Annotated in this window: 19 protein-coding genes and 1 other RNA gene; 9 read left to right on the top strand and 11 right to left on the bottom strand. The window is 39.9% G+C overall.

Features of this window, described 5'->3' with window-relative positions:
- Window positions 1–342 precede the first annotated feature (342 nt).
- Window positions 343–704: RNase P RNA component class A (gene rnpB, locus B2Z67_RS12675), an RNA gene on the top strand.
- 27 nt (window positions 705–731) lie between these two features.
- Window positions 732–2051 (top strand): YihY/virulence factor BrkB family protein, encoded by a 1320-nt coding sequence (locus tag B2Z67_RS12670; RefSeq protein WP_291530203.1) that lies wholly within the window; start codon window positions 732–734, stop codon window positions 2049–2051.
- 164 nt (window positions 2052–2215) lie between these two features.
- On the opposite strand, the gene B2Z67_RS12665 is transcribed toward B2Z67_RS12670, so the two are convergent.
- The 3 genes from B2Z67_RS12665 to phoU all read right to left on the bottom strand — a co-directional run bounded on the left by B2Z67_RS12665 (window position 2216) and on the right by phoU (window position 4413).
- The gene (locus tag B2Z67_RS12665) at window positions 2216–2752 is read right to left on the bottom strand and encodes a nitroreductase family protein (protein WP_291530202.1); all 537 of its coding nucleotides are present in this window, start codon (window positions 2750–2752) and stop codon (window positions 2216–2218) included.
- A gap of 12 nt (window positions 2753–2764) precedes the next feature.
- Entirely contained in the window at window positions 2765–3370 is a 606-nt protein-coding gene (locus B2Z67_RS12660; protein ID WP_291530201.1) for a riboflavin synthase, read from the bottom strand.
- Between the two features lie 371 nt (window positions 3371–3741).
- A complete protein-coding gene (gene phoU, locus B2Z67_RS12655) occupies window positions 3742–4413 on the bottom strand; it encodes a phosphate signaling complex protein PhoU (protein WP_291530200.1) in 672 nt (223 codons plus the stop codon).
- A gap of 251 nt (window positions 4414–4664) precedes the next feature.
- On the opposite strand from phoU, the gene B2Z67_RS12650 reads away from it, so the two are divergent.
- Genes B2Z67_RS12650 through B2Z67_RS12640 form a run of 3 tightly spaced genes read left to right on the top strand, consistent with a single transcriptional unit; the run spans window position 4665 to window position 8535 of the window.
- Window positions 4665–6404, top strand: a complete 1740-nt coding sequence (locus B2Z67_RS12650) for a glutamine--tRNA ligase/YqeY domain fusion protein (RefSeq protein ID WP_291530199.1) — start codon at window positions 4665–4667, stop codon at window positions 6402–6404.
- Between the two features lie 28 nt (window positions 6405–6432).
- On the top strand, window positions 6433–7857 hold the full coding sequence (locus B2Z67_RS12645; protein WP_291530198.1) for a tetratricopeptide repeat protein: 1425 nt from the start codon (window positions 6433–6435) through the stop codon (window positions 7855–7857).
- 18 nt (window positions 7858–7875) lie between these two features.
- Window positions 7876–8535: a DedA family protein gene (locus tag B2Z67_RS12640; protein ID WP_291530197.1), complete on the top strand. Its 660-nt coding sequence runs from the start codon at window positions 7876–7878 to the stop codon at window positions 8533–8535.
- A gap of 68 nt (window positions 8536–8603) precedes the next feature.
- On the opposite strand, the gene tpx is transcribed toward B2Z67_RS12640, so the two are convergent.
- Together tpx and B2Z67_RS12630 are read right to left on the bottom strand one after the other, a co-directional pair.
- Window positions 8604–9113 carry a thiol peroxidase gene (gene tpx, locus B2Z67_RS12635; RefSeq protein ID WP_291530196.1) on the bottom strand — a complete coding sequence of 170 codons (510 nt, stop codon included), beginning with the start codon at window positions 9111–9113 and terminating at the stop codon, window positions 8604–8606.
- A 176-nt stretch (window positions 9114–9289) separates the two neighbouring features.
- Window positions 9290–9880 (bottom strand): master DNA invertase Mpi family serine-type recombinase, encoded by a 591-nt coding sequence (locus B2Z67_RS12630; protein ID WP_291530195.1) that lies wholly within the window; start codon window positions 9878–9880, stop codon window positions 9290–9292.
- A 395-nt stretch (window positions 9881–10275) separates the two neighbouring features.
- On the opposite strand from B2Z67_RS12630, the gene B2Z67_RS12625 reads away from it, so the two are divergent.
- The 3 genes from B2Z67_RS12625 to B2Z67_RS12615 are packed head-to-tail and all read left to right on the top strand — an operon-like array spanning window position 10276 to window position 12464.
- Window positions 10276–10740 carry a DUF4494 domain-containing protein gene (locus B2Z67_RS12625; protein WP_291530194.1) on the top strand — a complete coding sequence of 155 codons (465 nt, stop codon included), beginning with the start codon at window positions 10276–10278 and terminating at the stop codon, window positions 10738–10740.
- Between the two features lie 27 nt (window positions 10741–10767).
- Complete coding sequence (locus B2Z67_RS12620) at window positions 10768–11436, top strand: YggS family pyridoxal phosphate-dependent enzyme (RefSeq protein WP_291530193.1); 669 nt, start codon at window positions 10768–10770, stop codon at window positions 11434–11436.
- A 50-nt stretch (window positions 11437–11486) separates the two neighbouring features.
- Window positions 11487–12464 carry a dihydroorotate dehydrogenase-like protein gene (locus B2Z67_RS12615; protein ID WP_291530192.1) on the top strand — a complete coding sequence of 326 codons (978 nt, stop codon included), beginning with the start codon at window positions 11487–11489 and terminating at the stop codon, window positions 12462–12464.
- Between the two features lie 93 nt (window positions 12465–12557).
- Here the strand turns inward: B2Z67_RS12615 and B2Z67_RS12610 are convergent, their stop codons facing one another.
- Window positions 12558–14465, bottom strand: coding sequence for a polysaccharide biosynthesis protein (locus B2Z67_RS12610; protein WP_291530191.1), 1908 nt, complete (start codon window positions 14463–14465; stop codon window positions 12558–12560).
- A 151-nt stretch (window positions 14466–14616) separates the two neighbouring features.
- The gene (locus tag B2Z67_RS12605; RefSeq protein WP_291530190.1) at window positions 14617–15942 is read right to left on the bottom strand and encodes a PhoH family protein; all 1326 of its coding nucleotides are present in this window, start codon (window positions 15940–15942) and stop codon (window positions 14617–14619) included.
- 93 nt (window positions 15943–16035) lie between these two features.
- On the opposite strand from B2Z67_RS12605, the gene B2Z67_RS12600 reads away from it, so the two are divergent.
- Window positions 16036–17289, top strand: coding sequence for a bifunctional folylpolyglutamate synthase/dihydrofolate synthase (locus B2Z67_RS12600; RefSeq protein ID WP_291530189.1), 1254 nt, complete (start codon window positions 16036–16038; stop codon window positions 17287–17289).
- Here the strand turns inward: B2Z67_RS12600 and B2Z67_RS12595 are convergent.
- The 4 genes from B2Z67_RS12595 to recN all read right to left on the bottom strand — a co-directional run bounded on the left by B2Z67_RS12595 (window position 17257) and on the right by recN (window position 22252).
- Window positions 17257–17631: a RidA family protein gene (locus B2Z67_RS12595; RefSeq protein WP_291530188.1), complete on the bottom strand. Its 375-nt coding sequence runs from the start codon at window positions 17629–17631 to the stop codon at window positions 17257–17259. The genes B2Z67_RS12600 and B2Z67_RS12595 overlap by 33 nt on opposite strands.
- Before the next feature lie 471 nt (window positions 17632–18102).
- Window positions 18103–19806, bottom strand: coding sequence for a tetratricopeptide repeat protein (locus B2Z67_RS12590; protein ID WP_291530187.1), 1704 nt, complete (start codon window positions 19804–19806; stop codon window positions 18103–18105).
- Window positions 19803–20549 (bottom strand): 23S rRNA (guanosine(2251)-2'-O)-methyltransferase RlmB, encoded by a 747-nt coding sequence (rlmB, locus tag B2Z67_RS12585; protein WP_291530186.1) that lies wholly within the window; start codon window positions 20547–20549, stop codon window positions 19803–19805. Before rlmB ends, B2Z67_RS12590 begins: the two co-directional genes overlap by 4 nt.
- Before the next feature lie 38 nt (window positions 20550–20587).
- Complete coding sequence (recN, locus tag B2Z67_RS12580; protein ID WP_291530185.1) at window positions 20588–22252, bottom strand: DNA repair protein RecN; 1665 nt, start codon at window positions 22250–22252, stop codon at window positions 20588–20590.
- Window positions 22253–22262 lie beyond the last annotated feature (10 nt).

Here is a 22262-nt window from a genome sequence, read left to right as displayed (position 1 = left end):
GAGGAGAATAGAGATACTACTGTGAATCATTGGCTTCGCTAATCATTTAGCTTATTCCTGTACACCTTATATGTCCATTTTAACACGATTACCATATAAAACCGGTACAGAACCGAAACCTAAACCTGTGCAAACTCGGTACAAACTCGGTTCAAACTCGGTACAAATTCGGTTAAGTACTACTTTTTACGGGAATGAACCGAATTTGCTCAAAGAAAACACCAAGTCTATAGAGGAGAAAATACAGGGAAAAGGAAACAGGGTAGCAATACCGATAATCACATCTTTCTTATTCAATCGGTATAAAATACAAATGATTTTATGTACTTTTGCAAAATAAAAGCAGTTGGCCGGCCTATCGCTTGCGCTTCGGTGCAGGAGGAAAGTCCGGGCAACACAGAGCATCCCACTTCCTAACAGAAAGCTGTCCGCGAGGGTAGAGTAACGTAGAAGAAAATAACCGCCGTTGTCTCCGGATACCGGTAAGGGTGAGAAGGTGGAGTAAGAGCCTACCAGTCTTGTGGCGACACAAGGGCTGTACGTCTTGGGGGTTGTAAGGTCATGTAAACCGACGTTATGAGAGTGGCTCGCTCCATGTCGGAGGGTAGACCGCTAAAGCCTGTATGGTGACATGCGGCTCAGATAAATGATAGGCGCCTTAATTAGTTAAGGAACAGAACCCGGCTTACAGGCTGACTGCTTTTTTAAATTTTCCTAATACCACATACATTATGAATGAACGTATTGCTTTTCTCTGGAAATTCCTGACATACGACATCTGGCGTATCACAGAGAATGAAGTCACCAAAACGACTTATTACCTATATAATATAATCAAAACCATCTACCTGTGCGCCAATCGTTTTATGAAAAACAGGTTGGTTGACAAAGCCTCTGCATTAACATACAGTACATTGCTTGCTATTGTGCCCATATTGGCTATCCTGTTTGCCATAGCACGTGGCTTTGGATTTTCTAACCTGATGGAAAGCCAGGTACGAATAGGGCTGGGTGGGCAACATGAGACAACGGACGTAATTCTGCAATTCGTAGACTCCTACCTGGCGCAAACCAAAAGCGGGGTATTTATCGGCGTCGGATTGGTGATGTTGTTATGGACGGGTATCAATCTGATTAGCAATATCGAAACAGCATTCAACCAAATCTGGCAAGTGAATAAAGCGCGAAGCATGTACCGCAAAATCACGGACTACTTCTCCATGTTTCTGCTGATGCCCATCATGATTGTAATATCAGCCGGTCTTTCGGTCTTCATGACCACATCACTGAAATACATAGAAGACTTTATTCTGCTCGCCCCCATCCTGAAATTTCTGATACGTCTGATTCCTTTCGTACTGACATGGTTCATGTTTACCGGATTGTATATCTATATGCCGAACACCAAAGTGAAGTTCAAGCATGCATTCATTTCAGGTATTCTTGCAGGAACAGCGCATCAGGCATTCCAGTTCCTATATATCAGCGGACAGATATGGGTATCACGCTACAATGCCATATATGGTAGTTTCGCCGCACTTCCCCTGTTCTTACTATGGTTGCAAATGTCGTGGACTATCTGCCTGTTAGGAGCAGAGCTGGCGTATGCGGGGCAAAACATCCGGAACTATAGTTTCGACAAGGATACAAAGAACATCAGCAGAAGGTACCGTGATTTCGTTTCGATTCTCATCATGTCTCTCATTTCCAAGAGATTCGAGAAAGATGAAAAGCCGTACACCGCCGAGGAGATATCGGAAGAATACCAGATACCTATCCGGTTAACCCACCAGGTATTGTATGAATTGCAGGAAGTCAATCTGCTGCACGAAGTAATGACGGACGAGAAAAGTGAAAATATCAGGTATCAACCCTCAATGGATATCAATAAATTGAACGTAGCGCTTCTCCTGGACAAGCTGGATACGCATGGCTCGGAAGATTTCAAGATTGACAAGGACAAGGAATTCGGCGAACAATGGAACGTACTGATTGCAGCGCGGGAACAATATTACAAGAATGCAAGTAATATATTACTGAAAGACCTTTAGGTTGTATAAGGCTGCGCCAGAAGTTTAAGTTTACTACCTTCCATCCGCAGATGACACGGATTATGCGGATTTATTTAATATATAATCTGTGTAATCTGCGCCACCTGCGGATGAAAAATATCTTCATGATAATCTACTTTACTTCCGGCACAGCCTCATGCCACCTAATACGTATTATAAGAAATCACTTTCTCCTTCGGTTTACGCGACTTCTTCCTTTTATCTTTCACCGGATAACCTATGGTAATATCGAGCAGCAAACGCTTGGAAGCCGGAATGCCGGTTAGTTTCTTAATCTCCTTTTCATTGAACCAACCGAGAATGCACGAACCCAACCCTTCACTCTCGGCAGCCAATGAGATATGGGCGGCAGCAATGCCAATATCAATCAACGGGAAATACTTATCCTTGATTTTAGCTCCCAGGAACGAAGTGACATTCATCGACTCCTCAACAACCAGAATATGAACAGGCGCATCTTTCGCAAATTTGTTCATACCAAGCCCCGCTGTAGCCTTACCAACATTGATAGCAAGCTCAGGCTCATTAACTACTACAAACTTCCACGGCTGCGCATTACAGGCAGATGGCGCCAGGCGGGCAGCTTCCAATATCCGTTCCAACTTCTCAGGTTCAACCGGGCGTGACATATCATAAGCACGGTCACTCTGACGGGATGCGACTAATTGCAGAAAATCCATTTGATATATAGTTTATTGGTTAAACTGTATCATCCGGCTGATATACTTACCGATGATATCAAACTCAATATTCACCACAGAATTTACCTTAATATCATGGAAATTCGTATGCTCAAAAGTATAAGGAATAATAGCCACCTGAAAAGTATCGTCCGCAGGATTGCAGACCGTCAGACTGACACCGTTAACCGTGACCGAACCTTTATCTACCGTGATATATCCGCGTTTTGCCATTTCTTTATCAAAAGCATACCGGAACGTGAAATAATAACTTCCTTCGGCATCTTCCACACTGATACAGGTGGCGGTTTGGTCAACATGTCCCTGCACAATATGACCGTCAAGGCGACCATTCATCAGCATACTGCGCTCTACGTTTACGCTATCTCCCACTTTCAGCAGCCCGAGGTTTGAGCACTCTAACGTCTCCTTCATGGCTGTCACGGTATATGCGTCATCCGTCAGGCCTACTATCGTCAGACACACGCCATTATGAGACACACTTTGGTCTATCTTCAATTCATTCACAAATGAGCACTTGAACGTGAAGTGTACGTTCTCTTGTTCTTTCACCAACGCCACAAGGGTGGCACATTCTTCTACTATTCCGGAAAACATAAGTTATATGATTAAATGATTTACTGTTTATGACTTGGAGAGTCCCGCAAATATACGAAATAGATAGGAGATGTGCATAAAAAAATGGAACTTTTCACAAAGTTCCATTTTTCAGTTTTCAATAGGTATTAGTTTTTTTAAGGTAAAAAGATTGTTTTCAGGATAACGGTGCAAATATAGCGGCTTTTCAGATTACTAACCAAATTAAAAAACATGTCTTATAACATCTTTTTGAGTTTTCTATGGTTTTATATCACATTGACAGCTTATCTACGTTTGCAATCGTTTTCTGTGAACAAATATATAGCATTTTTCTAATAAATACTAATTTTTACCCAAAAGAAAACTTATTTTTACTCAAAGGGAATACGTTAATCCGTATTCCCACTATGTTTTAATACCTTAGCATCGATAAAGAAAACAAGTTCTTCGGCAATATTAGTAATGTGATCGCCGGAACGTTCCAACTTACGAAACACACTTATCAGGTTCAAGCAAAGGGAAATACTATCCGGATGCTTAGCAATGTAATCAGCCAGAATGGTAGTAACTTCCGCATTTATTTCATCAAGCAAATTGTCTTTGGCAAATACAGCGGATGCCAGTTCCAGGTTTTCTTCCTGAAGGGCTTTCTTCGCAAGTTCCAACATGGAAAGTACTTGCTGTTGCATTTCCTCCAAACGCAATTGTTTTAAAAGTTCCACATCCGGAACGGGTTCCGTACAGTTCAGTACAAAACGGGCTATACCTTCGGCAAAGTCACCGAGACGTTCCAGATTGGTATTGATCTTCAGCATGGCAAGTACAAAGCGCAGGTCGATTGCCACCGGATTGTACAAGGCAATGATATCCTCCACATCACTGTCTATCTTCAACTCAAAGGCATTCACGCGACGTTCGCGTACCAGTACCTGCTGTGCCAGTTCGCGGTCGAAAGTCAAGACTGCTTCTCCTGCCCGGTCAAGCTGATTATAAACCAAGGTCCACATTTCGTCTATTTCCTTTTTTAATAAGACGAGTTCCGATTCGATAAACTTTACCATATAGTTCTATTTTTTATTTATTAGACTTCTTGCAGAACGCAAAGAAACACCGGCGATATTAAAGGAGTGTGACTAACGTTTGAAAGAAATGTTTCAAATGTGTTACAAACATGTTACAATTCCGGGAAACCACGCATAAGTATCTGAATATAAGCGAAATAATCAGTAAAGAGTGGATATATTCCCGTGAAATAAGAATAAACAAAAAAAATGTCTTACTTTTGTGCCGGATTCAGAATATACATATCATTATGGCAGATATTAGAAACGAAGAAACAAGCGAGAAAAAGAGCCTCAACTTCATTGAACAAATTGTTGAGAAAGATTTAAAAGAAGGTAAAAACGGCGGTAAAGTACAAACACGTTTCCCGCCCGAACCCAATGGATACCTCCACATCGGGCATGCCAAGGCCATTTGTCTTGATTTTGGCATTGCTGAAGCGCACGATGGTATCTGTAACCTGCGCTTCGACGACACCAATCCCACCAAAGAAGACGTGGAATACGTAGAAGCTATCAAGGAAGATATTCAATGGCTGGGCTACCAATGGGGAAATGAATATTACGCTTCGGATTATTTTCATCAACTATGGGATTTTGCCATCCGCCTGATTAAAGAAGATAAAGCATATATTGACGAGCAAACCTCAGAACAAATAGCGCAACAAAAAGGTACTACTACCCAACCGGGTACAGAAAGTCCTTATCGCAACCGTCCGGCAGAAGAAAGCCTCGACTTGTTCCTGAAAATGAACAGTGGTGAAATAGCAGAAGGCGCTATGGTGCTTCGTGCCAAAATAGACATGGCAAGCCCTAATATGCATTTCCGCGATCCTATCATCTACCGTGTGGTGAATCATCCGCACCACCGCACCGGCACTACATGGAAAGCTTATCCGATGTATGACTTTGCGCATGGCCAAAGTGATTATTTAGAAGGAGTAACCCACTCACTTTGTACCTTGGAGTTTGTACCTCACCGCCCGCTCTACGACCTCTTTGTAGATTGGATAAAAGAAGGTAAGGACCTTAACGATAACCGCCCTCACCAATATGAATTCAACAAACTGAACCTCAGTTATACGTTGATGAGCAAGCGTAATTTGCTGATTCTGGTAAAAGAAAATCAGGTAAACGGTTGGGACGACCCGCGTATGCCGACTATCTGTGGTTTCCGCCGCCGCGGATATTCACCGGAAGCAATTCATAAGTTTATTGATAAGATTGGATATACCACATACGATGCGCTGAATGAGTTTGCATTGCTGGAAAGCGCCGTACGCGAAGACCTCAACGCACGCGCCACGCGTATCTCAGCCGTGATAAATCCGGTGAAGCTAATCGTCACTAATTATCCGGAGGGAAAAGTAGAAGAATTGGAAGCCATAAATAATCCGGAAAAGCCGGAAGAAGGCAGCCACCTTATGGAGTTCAGTCGTGAATTGTGGATGGAACGTGAAGACTTCATGGAAGATGCGCCAAAGAAATATTTCCGCATGACTCCCGGGCAAGAGGTACGTTTGAAGAATGCGTATATTGTAAAATGTACTGGCTGTAAAAAGAATGAAGCCGGAGAAATTGTTGAAGTCTATTGCGAATATGACCCTGACACTAAAAGTGGTATGCCGGAAGCAAACCGTAAAGTGAAAGGTACCCTGCATTGGGTAAGTTGCGCCCATTGCCTCGAAGCAGAAGTACGCCTCTACGACCGTTTATGGAAAGTCGAAAATCCGCGTGATGAGCTTACCGTTATCCGCGAAACCAAAAATTGCGATGTTCTGGAAGCGATGAAAGAAATTATCAATCCTGACTCATTACAAATACTACCGCACTGCTACATTGAGAAATATGCTGCCGGTATGAAAGCGCTTTCTTATTTACAGTTCCAACGCATTGGTTACTTCAATGTAGATCCTGACTCTACACCGGATAAAATGATATTCAACCGTACCGTAGGATTAAAGGATACATGGGGAAAGATTAACAAATAATTATAAGAAGAATAGGAGTAAAATACTAATGAACAATAATAACTTGTTGTCCGGCAGAGACAAGGAATTACAGAAACTTGCCGAACAATACGAAGCAGCAATGTCTGAAAATAAATCGTTTTACCGGGATGCAGATGACTTGGCAGACCTTGCTGACTGGTATGGCATAAGAAGAAAATTTGATAAAGCTTTTGAGATTACCAAATACGGATTAAAACTGCATCCGGATAATACCGGATTACAAATTGAATATGCATACCTGTTCCTGGATAGCGGGGAAAAGGATAAGGCACGTGAAATTGTTGATAATCTCACTGATACCTACTCACCGGAGGTCAAAATATTGCGCGCACACCTATTATTGGGTGAAGGTAAATTGGATGATACCGAGCAGTTGCTAGACACCATCGAAGACAAAAAAGAGCTGGCAACTGTGATTGATATATCTTACATGTATCTTGATTTAGGATACCCTGACACAGCATTAGCCTGGCTGGAATCTGTTAAGGAAGAGTATATCGAAGAAGAAATATATCTTGGCGTGCTTGCAGATTGTTATTATGGTAAAAAAATGATTGAAGAAGCTGTACCATTATACAATCAACTGATAGATAAAAATCCCTATTCCTCTGCTTATTGGTTCGGGTTGGCAAGATGCTATTTTGAACAACGTAAATTCAACCAAGCCATCGACGCCTGTGATTATGCATTGATAAGCGACAATGAGTATTCTGAAGCCTATGTCTTGAAAGGACATTGTTTCTACCAATTAGAAAATGAAGACGCCGCATTGGAATGCTACCAGGAAGCGGAAAAACTTCATGCACTTACTGCGGGCTTTATGTACACATACATCGGTTTATGTAAAATTTCCAAAGGCGAATGGAAAGAAGGATATGAGAATCTGGATAAAGCAATTCAAGAATACGAAGCGGATGAAAATCCCAATCCGACTCTCCCCGATCTATATGCCAATGCAGGGCTTTGCTTAGCCAGGATGGGCAAGAAACGTAAAGCCCACCAATACTGCAAAAAAGCGCATAAGCTGGCCCCAAACGTTCCGGATTCATATCTCGTCGAAGGACGTATCTATCTTGAAGAAGGTAACTATGATAAAGGAATCGAGCAATGGGCAAAAGCACTGAACTGCGCTCCTTATGCTGATACATGGCACGAAATTGGCATACATAGTATGGAAATAGGTTATCTGGATTATGCAAGGTTGGCTTTTGAACGTGTTTGTGAAATGGAACCAGATTTCGAAGGCATAAACGAGAGGCTAACTATACTTTACATGACAATGTATGATAAGGAAAATTTTCTGAAGTATAATCAAAAATGCGCACGCCCATTCGGCCTCAAAGAACTGGAAAATTTGATGCGTATCCTGGAAAATGAAAAGTGGGAAGATCTGATAACTTATATGCAGAATATCATAAGAGCATTACAATAAAATCTATTCATTAGAAAAATGGAATCAGTAGCCTTTATTCAATGGTGTCTTGACCACCTCAATTATTGGACCATCACACTGTTGATGACCATAGAAAGTTCGTTTATTCCTTTTCCCTCGGAAATAGTAGTTCCTCCAGCTGCTTACAAAGCTTCCGTAAATGATGAGATGAATATCTTTCTTGTCGTTCTATTTGCCACTATCGGAGCGGATATAGGAGCCTTAATCAATTATTATCTGGCAAAGTGGTTGGGACGACCAATCGTTTACAAATTTGCCAACAGCCGTTTCGGACATATATGCCTCATTGATGAAGCAAAAGTGCAACACGCTGAAGAATATTTTGAGAAACGCGGTGCATTATCTACTTTTATCGGACGACTTATTCCTGCGGTTCGCCAATTGATTTCCATTCCTGCCGGTTTAGCAAGAATGAAAATGAGCACTTTCTTACTATACACCACTTTGGGTGCCGGTTTATGGAATTCTATCTTAGCCTTTATCGGATATTATCTGTCAACAGTTCCGGGTATTGAAACCGAAGAACAGTTATTGGCAAAAGTAACTGAATATAGCCATGAGTTAAGTTATATTTTCATCGGTATCGCTGTATTCATTATAGGTTTCCTTATCTATAAGGGAATGAAAAAGGGGAAAAAAGAACAGTCTTCTTTATAAAACACAAACGGTGTAGATAAGTTTCATGACCATCTACACCGTTCTTCTTTTTATTACTCATCAGAAAATCACACTTGCTCCTTAACAAATCTTATTGCCTTGTCATAATCCGGTTCTTGAGTAATCTCAGGAACTAATTCGGTATATGTAACTTTTCCATCCTTACCAATAACGACTACCGCACGCGCCAACAAACCGTTCAACGGGCCATCTGCCATGCGTATGCCATAATTTTCATCGAAATCAGAGGGCCGGAAATCAGACAAAGGAATCACATTTTCAATGCCTTCTATTGTGCAAAAACGAGCATGTGCAAAAGGTAAGTCTTTAGAAATAGCCAACACGACTGTATCAGACAGACCAGCCGCTAATTTATTAAACTTACGTACCGAGGTTGCACAAACACTGGTATCTAAACTTGGGAAAATATTCAGAATCACATTTTTACCTTTCAACTCTTTCAGAGAAAAAGACGATAAATCAGTTTTTACCAATTCAAAATTAGGAGCAAAGACCCCTACCTTTATAAATTCACCGATAGTATTAACCGGTTCTCCTTTAAATCTTGTTGTTACCATAGTTTCCTTGTTTTCTTATGTCTGTATAACAAACCCATTATTAGAAAAGTTCAATTAAAAAACTTTCTCCTTCTGCAAATTGTCACTCCTTTAAGTATAGCACATTAACCATATCAAAATTACAATAACATGAAAATATCATTCGACAAACTTATGTCATGAAGTGACGTTTCTCATTAATTACATTTCAAGAAGCGAGACATAGTAGTTCTCGATACCCCCATCTGTCGAGCAAGTTCCGAACATGTAACACCTCTTTCAAGTTCTTTCAGTAATCTCCTTTTATTCTCACAAAGTAACTTCATTGCAGGGCTACTACCCTTCTTTCGCCCCAATATAACACCTTCTTGTTTCCGTCTCGCCAATGCTTCCTTTGTTCTCATGGAAATCAGATTACGCTCTATTTCCGCCATTAATCCGAATGCAAAACCCAGAACCTTACTGTTAATGTCGTTTTGAAATACATACCCTTCTTTTGTGCTGTACAGAATTACTTCCTTTTTAATACAGGAGTTAAGAATAGTCATAATCTCCAGCAGAGTACGGCTCAATCTTGAGATCTCAGTTACAATCAATGTATCTCCTTTTTGCATCCTACTCAATACCCCCGATAGTTTCCGTTCTTTACTACTCACACTACCACTTACTGTCTCTGTGTACCATTTGTCGATTTCTAATCCGTTTTTCTTAGCAAAGCGTAAAATTTCCTCACGTTGATTTGCCAAAAATTGCTTTTCTGTACTTACTCTTAAATAAGCTACTACCATAATTTCATTTTTTAAATTGGTTTAACACACCAAAGAACAGCATTAACAATGAGATTTCATGCCATTTTTAACTATCCAAATAATACAATAAGTGATATCTTTCATTCACTTTCAGCTTTTTTATTTTACATCACATCCTCCTTATGATGGGATTTTAACAATCTGAGGATGAATATTACAGGGATATTTATTAATCATAAAAAAGAACAATAAGTATCTGATATTTTTTTTAGAATTTATTGGTGGATATATCAAAAATATACGGGGAAATGGGTATCTAAAGCCAAGAAGCAAAATCTTCTTTTGCCTGCATCGAACAATCTATCTATTTTTCGTTTATCTTTGTGGGTAGTTTTACAAGAAGAATATTATTCATAATAAAAAACAAAGAAATTATGGCAATGCATACATGGTTTGAGTGCAAGATCCGTTACGAAAAGGTTATGGAAAACGGGATGAACAAAAAAGTAACAGAACCTTATTTGGTTGACGCACTTAGCTTTACGGAAGCGGAAGCACGTATTATTGAAGAAATTACTCCGTTTATCTCAGGAGAATTTACAGTATCGGATATCAAACGTGCAAACTATAGCGAATTATTTCCCAGTGAAGAAGAATCTGCCGATCGTTGGTTTAAATGCAAACTTGTATTCATCACTCTGGATGAAAAGAGTGGAGCTGAAAAGAAAACATCTACTCAGGTATTAGTGCAGGCTGCTGATTTACGCAACGCCGTGAAGAAACTGGATGAAGGTATGAAAGGAACAATGGCCGATTATCAGATTGCATCTGTTGCCGAAACTGCCATCATGGACGTATATCCTTATAGTGCAGAACCGAATGATAAACCCGAGGTTTAATCTAACAATCTATTAATTAAGTTGTGTATGAGTATTGCAGAGAATCTTGAAGAAGTGCTAAACGAATTGCCGGAAGGGGTAAGACTGGTAGCTATTTCTAAATTTCACACCAATGAAGCAATAAAAGAAGCTTATCATGCCGGACAACGTGTATTCGGAGAAAGTAAGGTACAGGAAATGACAGCTAAATATGAAAGTCTTCCCAAGGACATAGAATGGCATTTTATCGGGCATCTGCAAACAAATAAAATTAAATATATTGTTCCCTATGTTTCTCTTATTCACGGAATAGACTCGTATAAACTGCTTGTTGAAGTTAACAAGCAAGCAGCTAAAGCGGGCAGAATAGTTAATTGCCTGTTGCAACTACACATTGCAGAAGAAGAAACTAAATTTGGTTTCAGCTTTGACGAATGTCGGGAAATACTAACAGCCGGTAAATGGAGAGAACTTCATAACATACAGTTGTGTGGCTTAATGGGGATGGCTACAAATACGGACGATAATGAACAAATAGAAAAAGAATTTTGTTCTTTAAGTAACTTTTTCAAAGAAGTTAAGGATATGTGGTTTGCCGATATTGAAGCTTTTCATGAATTGTCAATGGGAATGTCTCATGATTACCGCCAAGCTATAGCCGCAGGAAGTACTCTGATACGGGTAGGAAGCAAAATCTTTGGAAATAGGGTTTACTAAAAACCAAGAAAAAAGCTATTGCAAATATTTATTTTAAAATACAAATTACCATGGCAACATTAAAAACTTTTTTTGCTGGGTTAGAATTAAGAAACCCGATTATAGTCAGCAGTTCCGGACTGACTGACAGTGTCGAAAAAAATCAGAAATTATATGAAGCCGGGGTCGGAGCTATTGTACTAAAATCTCTCTTCGAGGAACAAATCATGTTAGAAGCTGACTGGCTGGGAGATCCGAATATGTATCCCGAAGGCAGCGACTACCTGGTGGAATATGTTCGTCAACACAAACTATCCGAATATCTGGAACTAATTAAGGAAACCAAGAAAGTATGTCCCATTCCCGTTATCGCCAGTATTAATTGCTACCAAGATATTGAATGGATAGATTTTGCGACACAAATGGAAACGGCTGGAGCTGATGCCATAGAAATCAACATCTTGGCTTTCCAGACAGATATTCACTATACGTATGGTTCCTTTGAACAACGCCACATTGATATTCTCAGCCATATAAAAAAGACAGTACGTATCCCTATTATCATGAAACTGGGTAATAATCTGACTAATCCCGTGACACTGATCGATCAATTATATGCTAATGGAGCAGCAGCCGTTGTATTGTTCAACCGTTTCTATCAGCCTGATATTGATATTGAACAATTGAAACAAATACCGGGAAATGTATTCAGTACCAGAGCTGAATTGGCTAAATCCTTGCGTTGGATAGGAATTGCTTCTGCCGTCGTGAATAAGCTGGACTATGCAGCTTCAGGCGGTATTCATTCTCCCGAAGACATTGTAAAGGCTATTCTGGCAGGAGCATCAGCCGTAGAAATCTGCAGTGCATTCTACCAAGGCGGCTATGGTTTAGTTGGTGAATATATCCGTTTTTTGAATTTATGGATGGACGGCAAAGGAATGGAAACAATCGCTCAATTCAAAGGGATGTTAAACATAAAAGATTTGAATGGTGTAAACACTTTTGAACGTGCACAATTCATGAAATATTTTTCCGGTAGAAAATAGGACTACACAACATATTATTATAGTAATGCCCGTAACATAATGATATCAATTATTGTTACGGGCATTAGTTTTTTCTTCTTTGATCACTCTGGCTTATTCAACCTTCTTATCCAAAGCTTCAAAACAAGAGTTTTTACTAATAAATTCGGGTACAATATCTTTCATAGCAGCTACAATCTTCATCTGATCGTATAAGTAGCTAACTTCTATCAGTTTCTTGATACGCTCTTTTACTTCATCATAATCATATTCACGAACCGTAGCAATCATAATTTTTTCATGATGAGTCGGCTTGGTCAGTTCTTTCACGTTAAGTAATTCCTCATATAGCTTTTCACCATGACGCAGTCCGGTAAAGTCAATTTTCACATCTGCACGTCCGGAAAGACTGATCATACGTTTAGCAAGATCCACAATCTTCACAGGTTTACCCATGTCGAAGATGTAGATTTCACCACCATTTCCCATGCTACCGGCTTCTAATACGAGACGGCAAGCTTCAGGGATAGTCATAAAGTAACGAATGATTTCCGGATGCGTTACGGTAACAGGACCTCCACGCTGTATTTGGTCACGGAAACGAGGAATAACGGAACCGTTAGAACCCAATACATTACCAAAACGTGTCGTAATGAACTGTGTTACATGTCCACCTTCCCTTTGTAATTTCTTTGCTAAAGACTGTACATATATCTCACAGATACGTTTGGAACATCCCATCACATTTGTCGGATTTACAGCTTTATCCGTAGATATCATTACAAATTTTTCCGCATCATATTTTACGGCAAGATCTGCCAGAGTACAAGTTCCAAACACATTTATCTGAATAGATTCGGAAACATTATCTTCCATCATCGGAACATGTTTGTATGCCGCCGCATGGAAGATATATTGCGGTTTGTATTTCTTAAAGATACCCTCCATACGCGTAACATTAGAAATATCTGCAATAATTGTTTTTGCATCAATATCACGCCAACTATCCTGCAACTCCAGACGAATATCATGCAATGGAGTTTCAGCCTGATCCACCAGAATTAATTTATATGGATTAAAAGAAGCGACCTGGCGCATTATTTCACTACCAATTGAGCCGGCAGCACCGGTAATCATTACCCGTTTACCTTCCAGATTAGAAGCAACCTTATGAATATCTATCACAATAGGATCACGTTGCAAAAGATCTTCAATCTGAATTTCTTTCAATTGGGTACGATTCAAAGTCTGCCCACTCCATTCACTCAAAGGAGGAGCGGTCATCAATTTGATATTGTGAGTCAAAAGATGATCCGTCATATCAGACCTTTTTAATTCTTCCATCTTAGCAGGAGAAATAATGATGACATGTACATCACGATCGTTCAATACATCAATCAAAGATTCATCATTCGGGTATACTTTCACTCCCATCATTATCTTATTAATCAACTCCGGTTCATCAGCAATAAAACCACGCAAACGATAATGGTTGCGAAGATTCACACGTAATGCCTTAGCAATATTCACTCCGGCTTCTTTAGCCCCATAAATAAATACATTAGCGCTATGAGAACCATCGAAGTTCAGTAATTCATAAAACATCTTCACAACAATCCGTGAACAGGACATCATGGCAAAACTAATAATATATCCCATAAACAACACACTAACCGGCGCTATACGGACGTTCATATACCCTTCCAAAAGTACACTCGAAATCATTAACATTGCATAGGAAACAGTTAATGATACGAATATACGCATAATATCTATAAATGAAGAGAAACGTAATACATTGGAATACGTGCGGAATACACGGAAAAAGACTAAGTTAACAATTAGTGTCCAGAAAATTGTTTTATTAATAGTCGACGATTCCAGAAAGATACTTCGGAAATCATATCGAAGTGCGTAAGCAAACAACGTAGACACGATGATTATCAAAACATCGAACAAGAGAATAGTCCAAATTGGTAATACCTTTGTTGAAAGATACCGATGAAAAAAATTATGTTTCATTTCACTTGACAATTTTGTTTTAGATGGGACAAAGATACAATAATTTTATCAACTTGGACACAAATGAAGATAAAAATGTGTGATTTAAGTAAATAGTGGCAAAATGCAGGTCACAATTTTGCCACCATACTAACTTGTTTACAGAGTCTTATTACATCAGGTTACTTGCCAATTCACTTAATTCACTACGTTCTCCTTTCAGTAGATTAATATGTGCAAAAAGGGCCTGGTCTTTCATACGGTCAATCATATAAACAAGCCCATTAGATTGGCTGTCCAGATAAGGTTGATCTATTTGTTGGATATCACCGGTAAATACCATTTTAGTACCTTCACCGGCACGCGTAATAATAGTCTTTATTTCATGAGGGGTTAAATTTTGCGCTTCATCAATGATACAATAAGTTTCACTCAAACTGCGTCCACGAATAAAAGCGAGTGCTTCAATAACAAGTTGATCACTCTTTTGCATATCTTCCAAACGCTTTATTTCGGTTGAATTAGAAGCGAACTGGTGTTTGATAACATTTAGATTATCAAACAAAGGTTGCATATAAGGAGCGACTTTTTCTTTAGCGTCACCTGGCAGGAAACCAATATCTTTATTAGACAGAGCAACAATCGGACGCGCCAATAGTATTTGCTTATACATATTTATCTGACTGAGAGCGGCAGCTAAAGCCAATAATGTTTTACCCGTACCTGCTTTACCGGTCAAAGCAACTAACTTGATATTAGGATCATTCAAAACTTCAAAAGCAAAGCTCTGTTCGGCATTTCTGGGTTCAATACCGTAATTCCGCATTTTATTTACTCGGCAAACAGCACGTGTAAACGGATTGTAGCGTGCAAGAACACTGTTACGGTCACTTTTCAGAATAAAGCATTCATTCGGATGAATAATTTCTTTAAAATCAAATTCATTGACATCCAATCCTTCCTTAGAAGAATAAATCCGGTCTATTAAAGCAGGATCAATACCCTCGAAGATTTCATTTGATTTCTCAAATATATCCACATTTATCACTTTATCGTTGATATAATCTTCACAAAGTAACCCGATAGAACGTGCTTTCATACGAAGATTCACATCCTTTGTTACCAAGATTGTTTTCATATTTTTCTTTTCCCGTGTCAACCAATCCACTACTGCCAGGATTCGATGATCAGGAATATGTTCCGGAAATGACGCATCTACTTTCGGAGCATTTGTGGTTCCCGCTATGACAAACAGACGTCCCATTCCTTCTCCCAGAGAGGCTCCTTTAGTAAAAAGATCGTCATCAGTAATCAAGTCGAGTTCACGAACAAATTCGCGGGCATTGAAATTTATCTGTTCATTCCCCTTCTTAAATTTATCCAACTCTTCAAGAACTACAATGGGGAGGTAGATGTCGTTCTCTTGAAAATTCTTAAGACAGTTATAGTCGTGAAGGATAACGTTTGTATCAATCACAAAATTTTTCTTTGTTCCCATACTCATATAATTTATATTGTTGATATATTTGCACCTCCTAAGATAACGATTAAAAAGAGAAAATTGTTTGTTTTATTGTTAAATATTTAAAAGATGGACTATCAAAGCACTTTATCATACTTATATAACAGCGTCCCAATGTTTCAGCAAGTGGGAAGTTCAGCTTACAAAGAAGGATTAGAGAATACATTGATTTTAGACGAACATTTCGGACATCCACACCGTAATTTTCACTGTATTCATGTGGGGGGAACAAATGGTAAAGGCTCATGCTCGCATACTCTTGCCGCTATTTTACACGAAGCCGGATACCGGGTAGGTCTATATACCTCACCTCATCTCATAGATTTTCGTGAACGTATCCGTATAAACGGACAACCTATTCCGGAAGATTACGTCATCCGTTTTGTAGAAAATGAACGGAACTTCTTTGAACCGTTGCATACTTCTTTCTTCGAACTGACAACAGCTATGGCCTTCCGTTATTTCGCTGATGAACAAGTTGATGTAGCTGTTATTGAAGTTGGACTTGGCGGACGTTTGGATTGTACTAACATTATCAGTCCGGATTTGTGCATTATCACCAATATCAGCTTTGACCATACTCAGTTTCTGGGGAATACATTGGGAAAAATAACAGAAGAAAAAGCCGGAATTATCAAAAAAGGTATTCCTGTCATAATCGGAGAAACAACTCCCGAAACCAAACCTGTATTTATAAAGAAAGCGCTCGAATTAAATGCTCCTATCTTTTTTGCAGAAGAAAACGAAAAAGAAGATTACCCCGAATTGGAATATGAACTGAAAGGATTATATCAGATTAAAAATATCCGTACTCTGCTTACCGCTCTCCCGCAACTACAAGTTGCAGGATACAAATTGAGTGAACAAGCTGTCCGCAACGGCTTTGCCCATGTTTGCGAATTAACGGGATTGATGGGACGCTGGCAAAAATTACAAAACAACCCTACTCTGATATGTGATACGGGGCATAATGTAGGTGGCATCACTTACATCGTAGAGCAACTGAAACAACAATCCTACCGAAAGTTACACATGATTATAGGTATGGTGAATGATAAAGATATTCGTGGCGTACTGGCTCTGTTGCCTAAAGAGTCCGAATATTATTTTACAAAAGCAAGCGTAAAACGCGCCTTACCCGAGAACGAACTTGCCTTACTTGGCGCAGAAACCGGATTATTGGGAAGCTGTTATTCAAATGTTTCTTCTGCCGTACACGCTGCACAAAAGAAAAGCCTCCCCGAAGATCTTATCTTCGTAGGAGGCAGTAGTTTTATTGTTGCTGATTTGTTAGCGAACCGCGATACACTCAATCTCTACTAATGCGTCTTTAGGCAAAGCCTTTACAGCAACCGCTGAACGAGCGGGAAAATCGCCATCAAAATAGGAGGCATACACCTTATTCATATTTATAAACAATGACATATCTGATAGAAAAACCGTAGTTTTAACGATATTTGCCATCGTTAATCCTGCTTCCCCCAGAATATGTTTGATGTTTTCCAACGATTGAATAGCCTGAGCTTCAGCACCTTCCGCCATTACTCCTGTAGCGGCATTAATAGGTAACTGGCCGGACACAAATATCATTCCGTTTACTTCAACCGCCTGACTGTAAGGCCCAATAGCTCCCGGAGCTTTCTGACTACAAATTACTTTTTTCATTCTGATATTATTTAAGTATTCAATAAATTAACGTCCCTAACCGACTCACCCGAAACCTCAGGTACATGAGTTAAATCTCTCCTTTTTGAATGCTATTCAAACTACTACGTAGTAATGACCCAACTATTTAGTAGTAGTTGACTAACTACTACTAAGTAGTTAAGCTACTCTACGGGATGAATTCATTCTTCAATACAAAAAACATGAACCGGAAGTTTTGGGTGATTCGATTAATTTAGAAAAAAAAATCAGTATTACATGCAGTATTTTGGAATTTTATGCATTTACCATATATAATACACAAAAGAAAAATTCACTTATACCTGTTTAATACGAAGACTTAACTTACTCTTTTTTGACAGGGAGTTTCCCGACAAAGGCTCTGCTTGCGAAAGCAGAGCCTTTTTTTATGTATATCATCACTCCTTTCTTTGGACACATGTTAAAACATCATTCATCCCAACCTTCCGGTTATTTACAATGTTTCTCTATCAATTCGTCCACATTCGGATCCCCCAATTCTTTTGCTTTCGCAAAATTGGTACACGCTTCTTTATTTTGTTTCAATTGTAATTGAGCAATACCTATCAAACGGTAAGCTTCACCATAATCAGGGTCAATGGCTAACGCATCTTTCAGCACCTTAATAGCCTCTTCGTTTCTTCCAACACGTATATTAACCACAGCCAATTCCGAACGGTAAGTCAAATCTTTCGGATTAATTTCGATTGCTTTAAGCATATCATCCAATGCACGCTGGTATTGTTTTGCCTGAAGAGCAGCTTGCTCGCGATAATAATAGAATACATCGTTCACATTTCCATGCACCGCTTTGTAATATTCATCATAATCGAGCACCGCGCCACGCGCCTGTCCTGCCTCCAGACGTACACGAGCACGTTCTAATAAATATGGAGCATTCTCTTCAATAAAAGGTTGCTGGCAACGCGCTATACAACTATCCATCCATACGAGTATCTCCTCCTGAGCAACATTCATCAACTCTTTCGTTTTCGCAACACTGAAGAATGTAGCAGGAGAAACAAGATTAGTGGTATTTACCTTTTCATAGCTAACCAGCGCTCCGGCATAATCCTGTTTAGCGAACTGAATATCTCCTTCCAACTGGATATACACCGGAAGCTCATTAATCGCTATCCCTTTACGAAGTTCATTCAATGCTTTATCATACGTCCAGTCTTTGTAAGTGGTTTCAGGTTTGTCCAGTTGATAATTATAAATCAATTTGGCACGATTGTAATATACATCATCTTTGTTTTGAGCCACTTCGAGCGCCTTATCTAAATCAGCAACCACTTTATCCATTGAAGATGCTTCTTTCGAAATGAAAATCCGGCTACTTGCACGGCGAAGATATCCGTCCGCACTATTAGGATACTGTGCTATAAATTCATCTAATAATTCCATATACTTCTCCGAAGTGAGCTGTGAAGAAGCCATATACAAGAACACTAATGCTTGTTCTTCCGTATCGGGTAAAGCTTTTCGAATACCGATATTTTGCAAGGTATGGTCATTGAAAGAAAGAGGGCTGATTTTCTGTTCCATTACATAATTGGCTCCTACGGCATAACAAATGGTAGTCGTGTCTTTCCCTGATGACTTTTGCACCAGACCAAATACTTGCCCGTCTTCTGTCATAACCGGACAGCTAACCATCTTATCTTTCAATTGCATGTCCAGTGTATAATATTGGAATTTCTCCGCTATCTTGGATGCTTCTTTCACTTTCCCGACTGTATAGGAACGGTCTTTCTGTGTGGAATAAGGCAACAAATAAACATTTGCACCTATGGCAGGAGCAGCCGCAGCAACGCTCAATGCCGGTACTTTCTTACCGGAGATATTTACGCGGAATTTCACAACATCATACATATCATTTGCACCAAGAATAGCATCTACCGGCATCTGTACACCATCGGAACTGATAGCCACAGCACGTTGCGCTCCTTTAAACAAGCTATAATCAGACAAGGCAATACCGTCCTCAGTTACAAAAAAACCATTTCCCGTATTAAGTATCTTATCGTTCTGGTCATAAATTACTATCGAGAAAACAGCACGTTTGGCTTTTTCCACCCATTTAGGTGCTTGTGCCACACTCCACTGAGCCAACAAACAGAGGATGAGCGTTAACAACAAGTTCTTTTTCATATCTTAGTAGTTCTTTGTTTCACAGCTTCATAAATCAAAATACCTGCTGCAACAGAAACGTTGAGCGACTCGATTGTACCCAACATCGGGATTTTTACCCATTCGTCACAAAGAGCCAGGTTTTCATAAGCAACACCTTTATCTTCAGCTCCCATAATAATACATAGCGGTCCTGTATAATCGGCTTTGGAATAATCGTAATCTCCTTTTTCGGTAGCCGCTACGATACGGAAACCGCTATCTTTAAGATATTGCAGGGTGGTTTTCAGATCCTGTTCGCGACAGACAGGCAATACGTGCAATGCTCCGGCAGATGTTTTCATTGCATCGGCATTGACCGTAACGCTTCCTTTGGCAGGAATAATGACAGCATCTACAGCCGCGCATTCACAGGTACGGGCTATAGCACCGAAATTACGAACGTCAGTTACACCATCAAGCATGACGAACAATGGATTCTTGCCTTGTTCAAAAAGAAAAGGAATCAATTCTTCCGTCTTCTGATAAGTAACGGAAGAAATATATGCTATCACTCCTTGGTGGTTTTTGCGGGTAATCCGGTTTATACGTTCTACCGGAACACGTTGCACAGGAATTAAAGTACCTTTCAATGCAGCAAAAAGTTCCTTGGACAAGTCGCTTTGAATATCTTTCTTCACTAAAATCTTATCAATCTCTTTCCCTGCCTGTAGTGCTTCTATCACGGCACGAACACCGAAAATCATTTCACTCTTATCAATCATCTTCAAGAATTAAAATATTAATAGTTCAAAATCAGCGCCTACTTCTTACTACTCAGAAGCACTCTGGCATTGTTCAACGCAGCTTCGGTCAAAGTAGCGCCACTCAGCATGTGGGCTATTTCTTCCACTCTTTCATCATCAGTCAACCGGCGAATATGGCTATTGGTCTCTGTTTCACTATCTTGTTTATAGACTTTGTAGTGAGCGCATCCACGGGCGGCAATCTGCGGCAAGTGGGTTATGCTGATTACCTGACGCTCCTGTTCACCCATTTCCTGCATAATATCCGCCATGCGGTCGGCTATTTCACCGGACACTCCGGTGTCTATTTCATCAAATACGATAGTAGGCAATTTTACCGCACCCGCTATCATTGCTTTGACAGACAACATGACACGCGCTATCTCACCACCCGAAGCCACTGACGAAATATTCTGCAATGTCCCGTTTTTATTGGCGGAGAAAAGAAAACCTACCGTATCCTCACCATGTAGTCCCAGTCCTTTACGCATTCCCATTTCCACCTGAAAACGCACATTTGGCATACCAAGCGGAATTAACCGGGAAGCCATCTGCTTTTCTACTTCGCGGGCAGCCGTGGTACGGGCTTTTGTAAGAACCATAGCCTGCTTTTTCGCCTTATTATATAAGGTGTCGCAGAGAGTAGTCAGTTCGGCTATACGGTCATCATAAGAAGTTATTGTTGTCAGCCTGGTAGTATATTCTTCAGCAAGCTTTAAGAGTTCTCCGATAGTAGATACCCGATGTTTTTGTTGCAGAGAATAAATCAGATTCAATCTGTCATTCACTTCTTCCAAACGATCCGGGTTATATTCTATATTTTCTTCCTTTGAAGAAATATCCTGAGAAATATCCTTCAACTCTATATATGTACTTTCTAAACGTTCGGCAAGTTCCGAAGCTGCCGAATATACTTTCTGCAAACCAAGCATTGTATTCAGGCTTTCTTTCAAAACCGGAAGCAGCCCACGTTCATCAGATGTCAGTAATTGTCCGATACGGTATAGTCCGGTTTTAATCTCCTCGGCATGGCTCAATATGTCTGCTTCCTGTTCCAACTCTTCCTGTTCACCGGCAGATAAACGGGCTTCTTCTAATTGCTCTAACTGGAAACGAATGTAATCCTCATCTGACTTGTTCTGCTCTGCACTGGTCATAAGCTCTTCCAAATCTTGCTGGGCTTGTTTCCATTCTTTATATAAAGATTGATATGTAACAAGCTGTTCATCGTTATGAGACAGTATATCGAGCACATTCAACTGGAAACCTTCTTTATTCAATAAAAGATTCTGATGCTGGGAATGAACATCAATCAACTGTTCACCCAGTTCCTTCATCTGTGTCAATGAAACCGGAGTATCATTAATGAATGCACGGCTTTTTCCGGAGGCATACACCTCGCGACGCAGAATACACTCTTCTTCATATTCCAATTCATTTTCTTCAAAGAAAGACTGTATTCCGTAGGCTGATATATCGAAGCGTGCTTCAATAACGCATTTCAATGCACCCTGACGGATGGCTTTTATATCAGCACGCTGCCCAAGCAGTAAACCGATAGCTCCTAATATAATAGACTTACCGGCGCCTGTCTCACCCGTAATAACGGAAAAGCCCACGCCAAAGTTAATATCGAGTTGCTCGATAAGAGCATAATTCTGTATGTAAAGCGAATGCAACATAAATCTATAT

The sequence above is a fragment of the Bacteroides sp. UBA939 genome, assembly GCF_002293435.1.
In the GTDB taxonomy this organism is placed as follows: Bacteria; Bacteroidota; Bacteroidia; order Bacteroidales; family Bacteroidaceae; genus Bacteroides.
This window is presented reverse-complemented; position numbering and strand designations above follow the sequence as displayed.

What these genes read in the sequence shown, in the direction of transcription:
- B2Z67_RS12670 (WP_291530203.1), top strand. Translation starts at nt 732, where the DNA reads ATGAATGAACGTATTGCTTTTCTCTGGAAATTCCTGACATACGACATC.
- B2Z67_RS12665 (WP_291530202.1), bottom strand. Translation starts at nt 2,752, where the DNA reads ATGGATTTTCTGCAATTAGTCGCATCCCGTCAGAGTGACCGTGCTTAT.
- B2Z67_RS12660 (WP_291530201.1), bottom strand. Translation starts at nt 3,370, where the DNA reads ATGTTTTCCGGAATAGTAGAAGAATGTGCCACCCTTGTGGCGTTGGTG.
- phoU (WP_291530200.1), bottom strand. Translation starts at nt 4,413, where the DNA reads ATGGTAAAGTTTATCGAATCGGAACTCGTCTTATTAAAAAAGGAAATA.
- B2Z67_RS12650 (WP_291530199.1), top strand. Translation starts at nt 4,665, where the DNA reads ATGGCAGATATTAGAAACGAAGAAACAAGCGAGAAAAAGAGCCTCAAC.
- B2Z67_RS12645 (WP_291530198.1), top strand. Translation starts at nt 6,433, where the DNA reads ATGAACAATAATAACTTGTTGTCCGGCAGAGACAAGGAATTACAGAAA.
- B2Z67_RS12640 (WP_291530197.1), top strand. Translation starts at nt 7,876, where the DNA reads ATGGAATCAGTAGCCTTTATTCAATGGTGTCTTGACCACCTCAATTAT.
- tpx (WP_291530196.1), bottom strand. Translation starts at nt 9,113, where the DNA reads ATGGTAACAACAAGATTTAAAGGAGAACCGGTTAATACTATCGGTGAA.
- B2Z67_RS12630 (WP_291530195.1), bottom strand. Translation starts at nt 9,880, where the DNA reads ATGGTAGTAGCTTATTTAAGAGTAAGTACAGAAAAGCAATTTTTGGCA.
- B2Z67_RS12625 (WP_291530194.1), top strand. Translation starts at nt 10,276, where the DNA reads ATGGCAATGCATACATGGTTTGAGTGCAAGATCCGTTACGAAAAGGTT.
- B2Z67_RS12620 (WP_291530193.1), top strand. Translation starts at nt 10,768, where the DNA reads ATGAGTATTGCAGAGAATCTTGAAGAAGTGCTAAACGAATTGCCGGAA.
- B2Z67_RS12615 (WP_291530192.1), top strand. Translation starts at nt 11,487, where the DNA reads ATGGCAACATTAAAAACTTTTTTTGCTGGGTTAGAATTAAGAAACCCG.
- B2Z67_RS12610 (WP_291530191.1), bottom strand. Translation starts at nt 14,465, where the DNA reads ATGAAACATAATTTTTTTCATCGGTATCTTTCAACAAAGGTATTACCA.
- B2Z67_RS12605 (WP_291530190.1), bottom strand. Translation starts at nt 15,942, where the DNA reads ATGGGAACAAAGAAAAATTTTGTGATTGATACAAACGTTATCCTTCAC.
- B2Z67_RS12600 (WP_291530189.1), top strand. Translation starts at nt 16,036, where the DNA reads ATGGACTATCAAAGCACTTTATCATACTTATATAACAGCGTCCCAATG.
- B2Z67_RS12595 (WP_291530188.1), bottom strand. Translation starts at nt 17,631, where the DNA reads ATGAAAAAAGTAATTTGTAGTCAGAAAGCTCCGGGAGCTATTGGGCCT.
- B2Z67_RS12590 (WP_291530187.1), bottom strand. Translation starts at nt 19,806, where the DNA reads ATGAAAAAGAACTTGTTGTTAACGCTCATCCTCTGTTTGTTGGCTCAG.
- rlmB (WP_291530186.1), bottom strand. Translation starts at nt 20,549, where the DNA reads ATGATTGATAAGAGTGAAATGATTTTCGGTGTTCGTGCCGTGATAGAA.
- recN (WP_291530185.1), bottom strand. Translation starts at nt 22,252, where the DNA reads ATGTTGCATTCGCTTTACATACAGAATTATGCTCTTATCGAGCAACTC.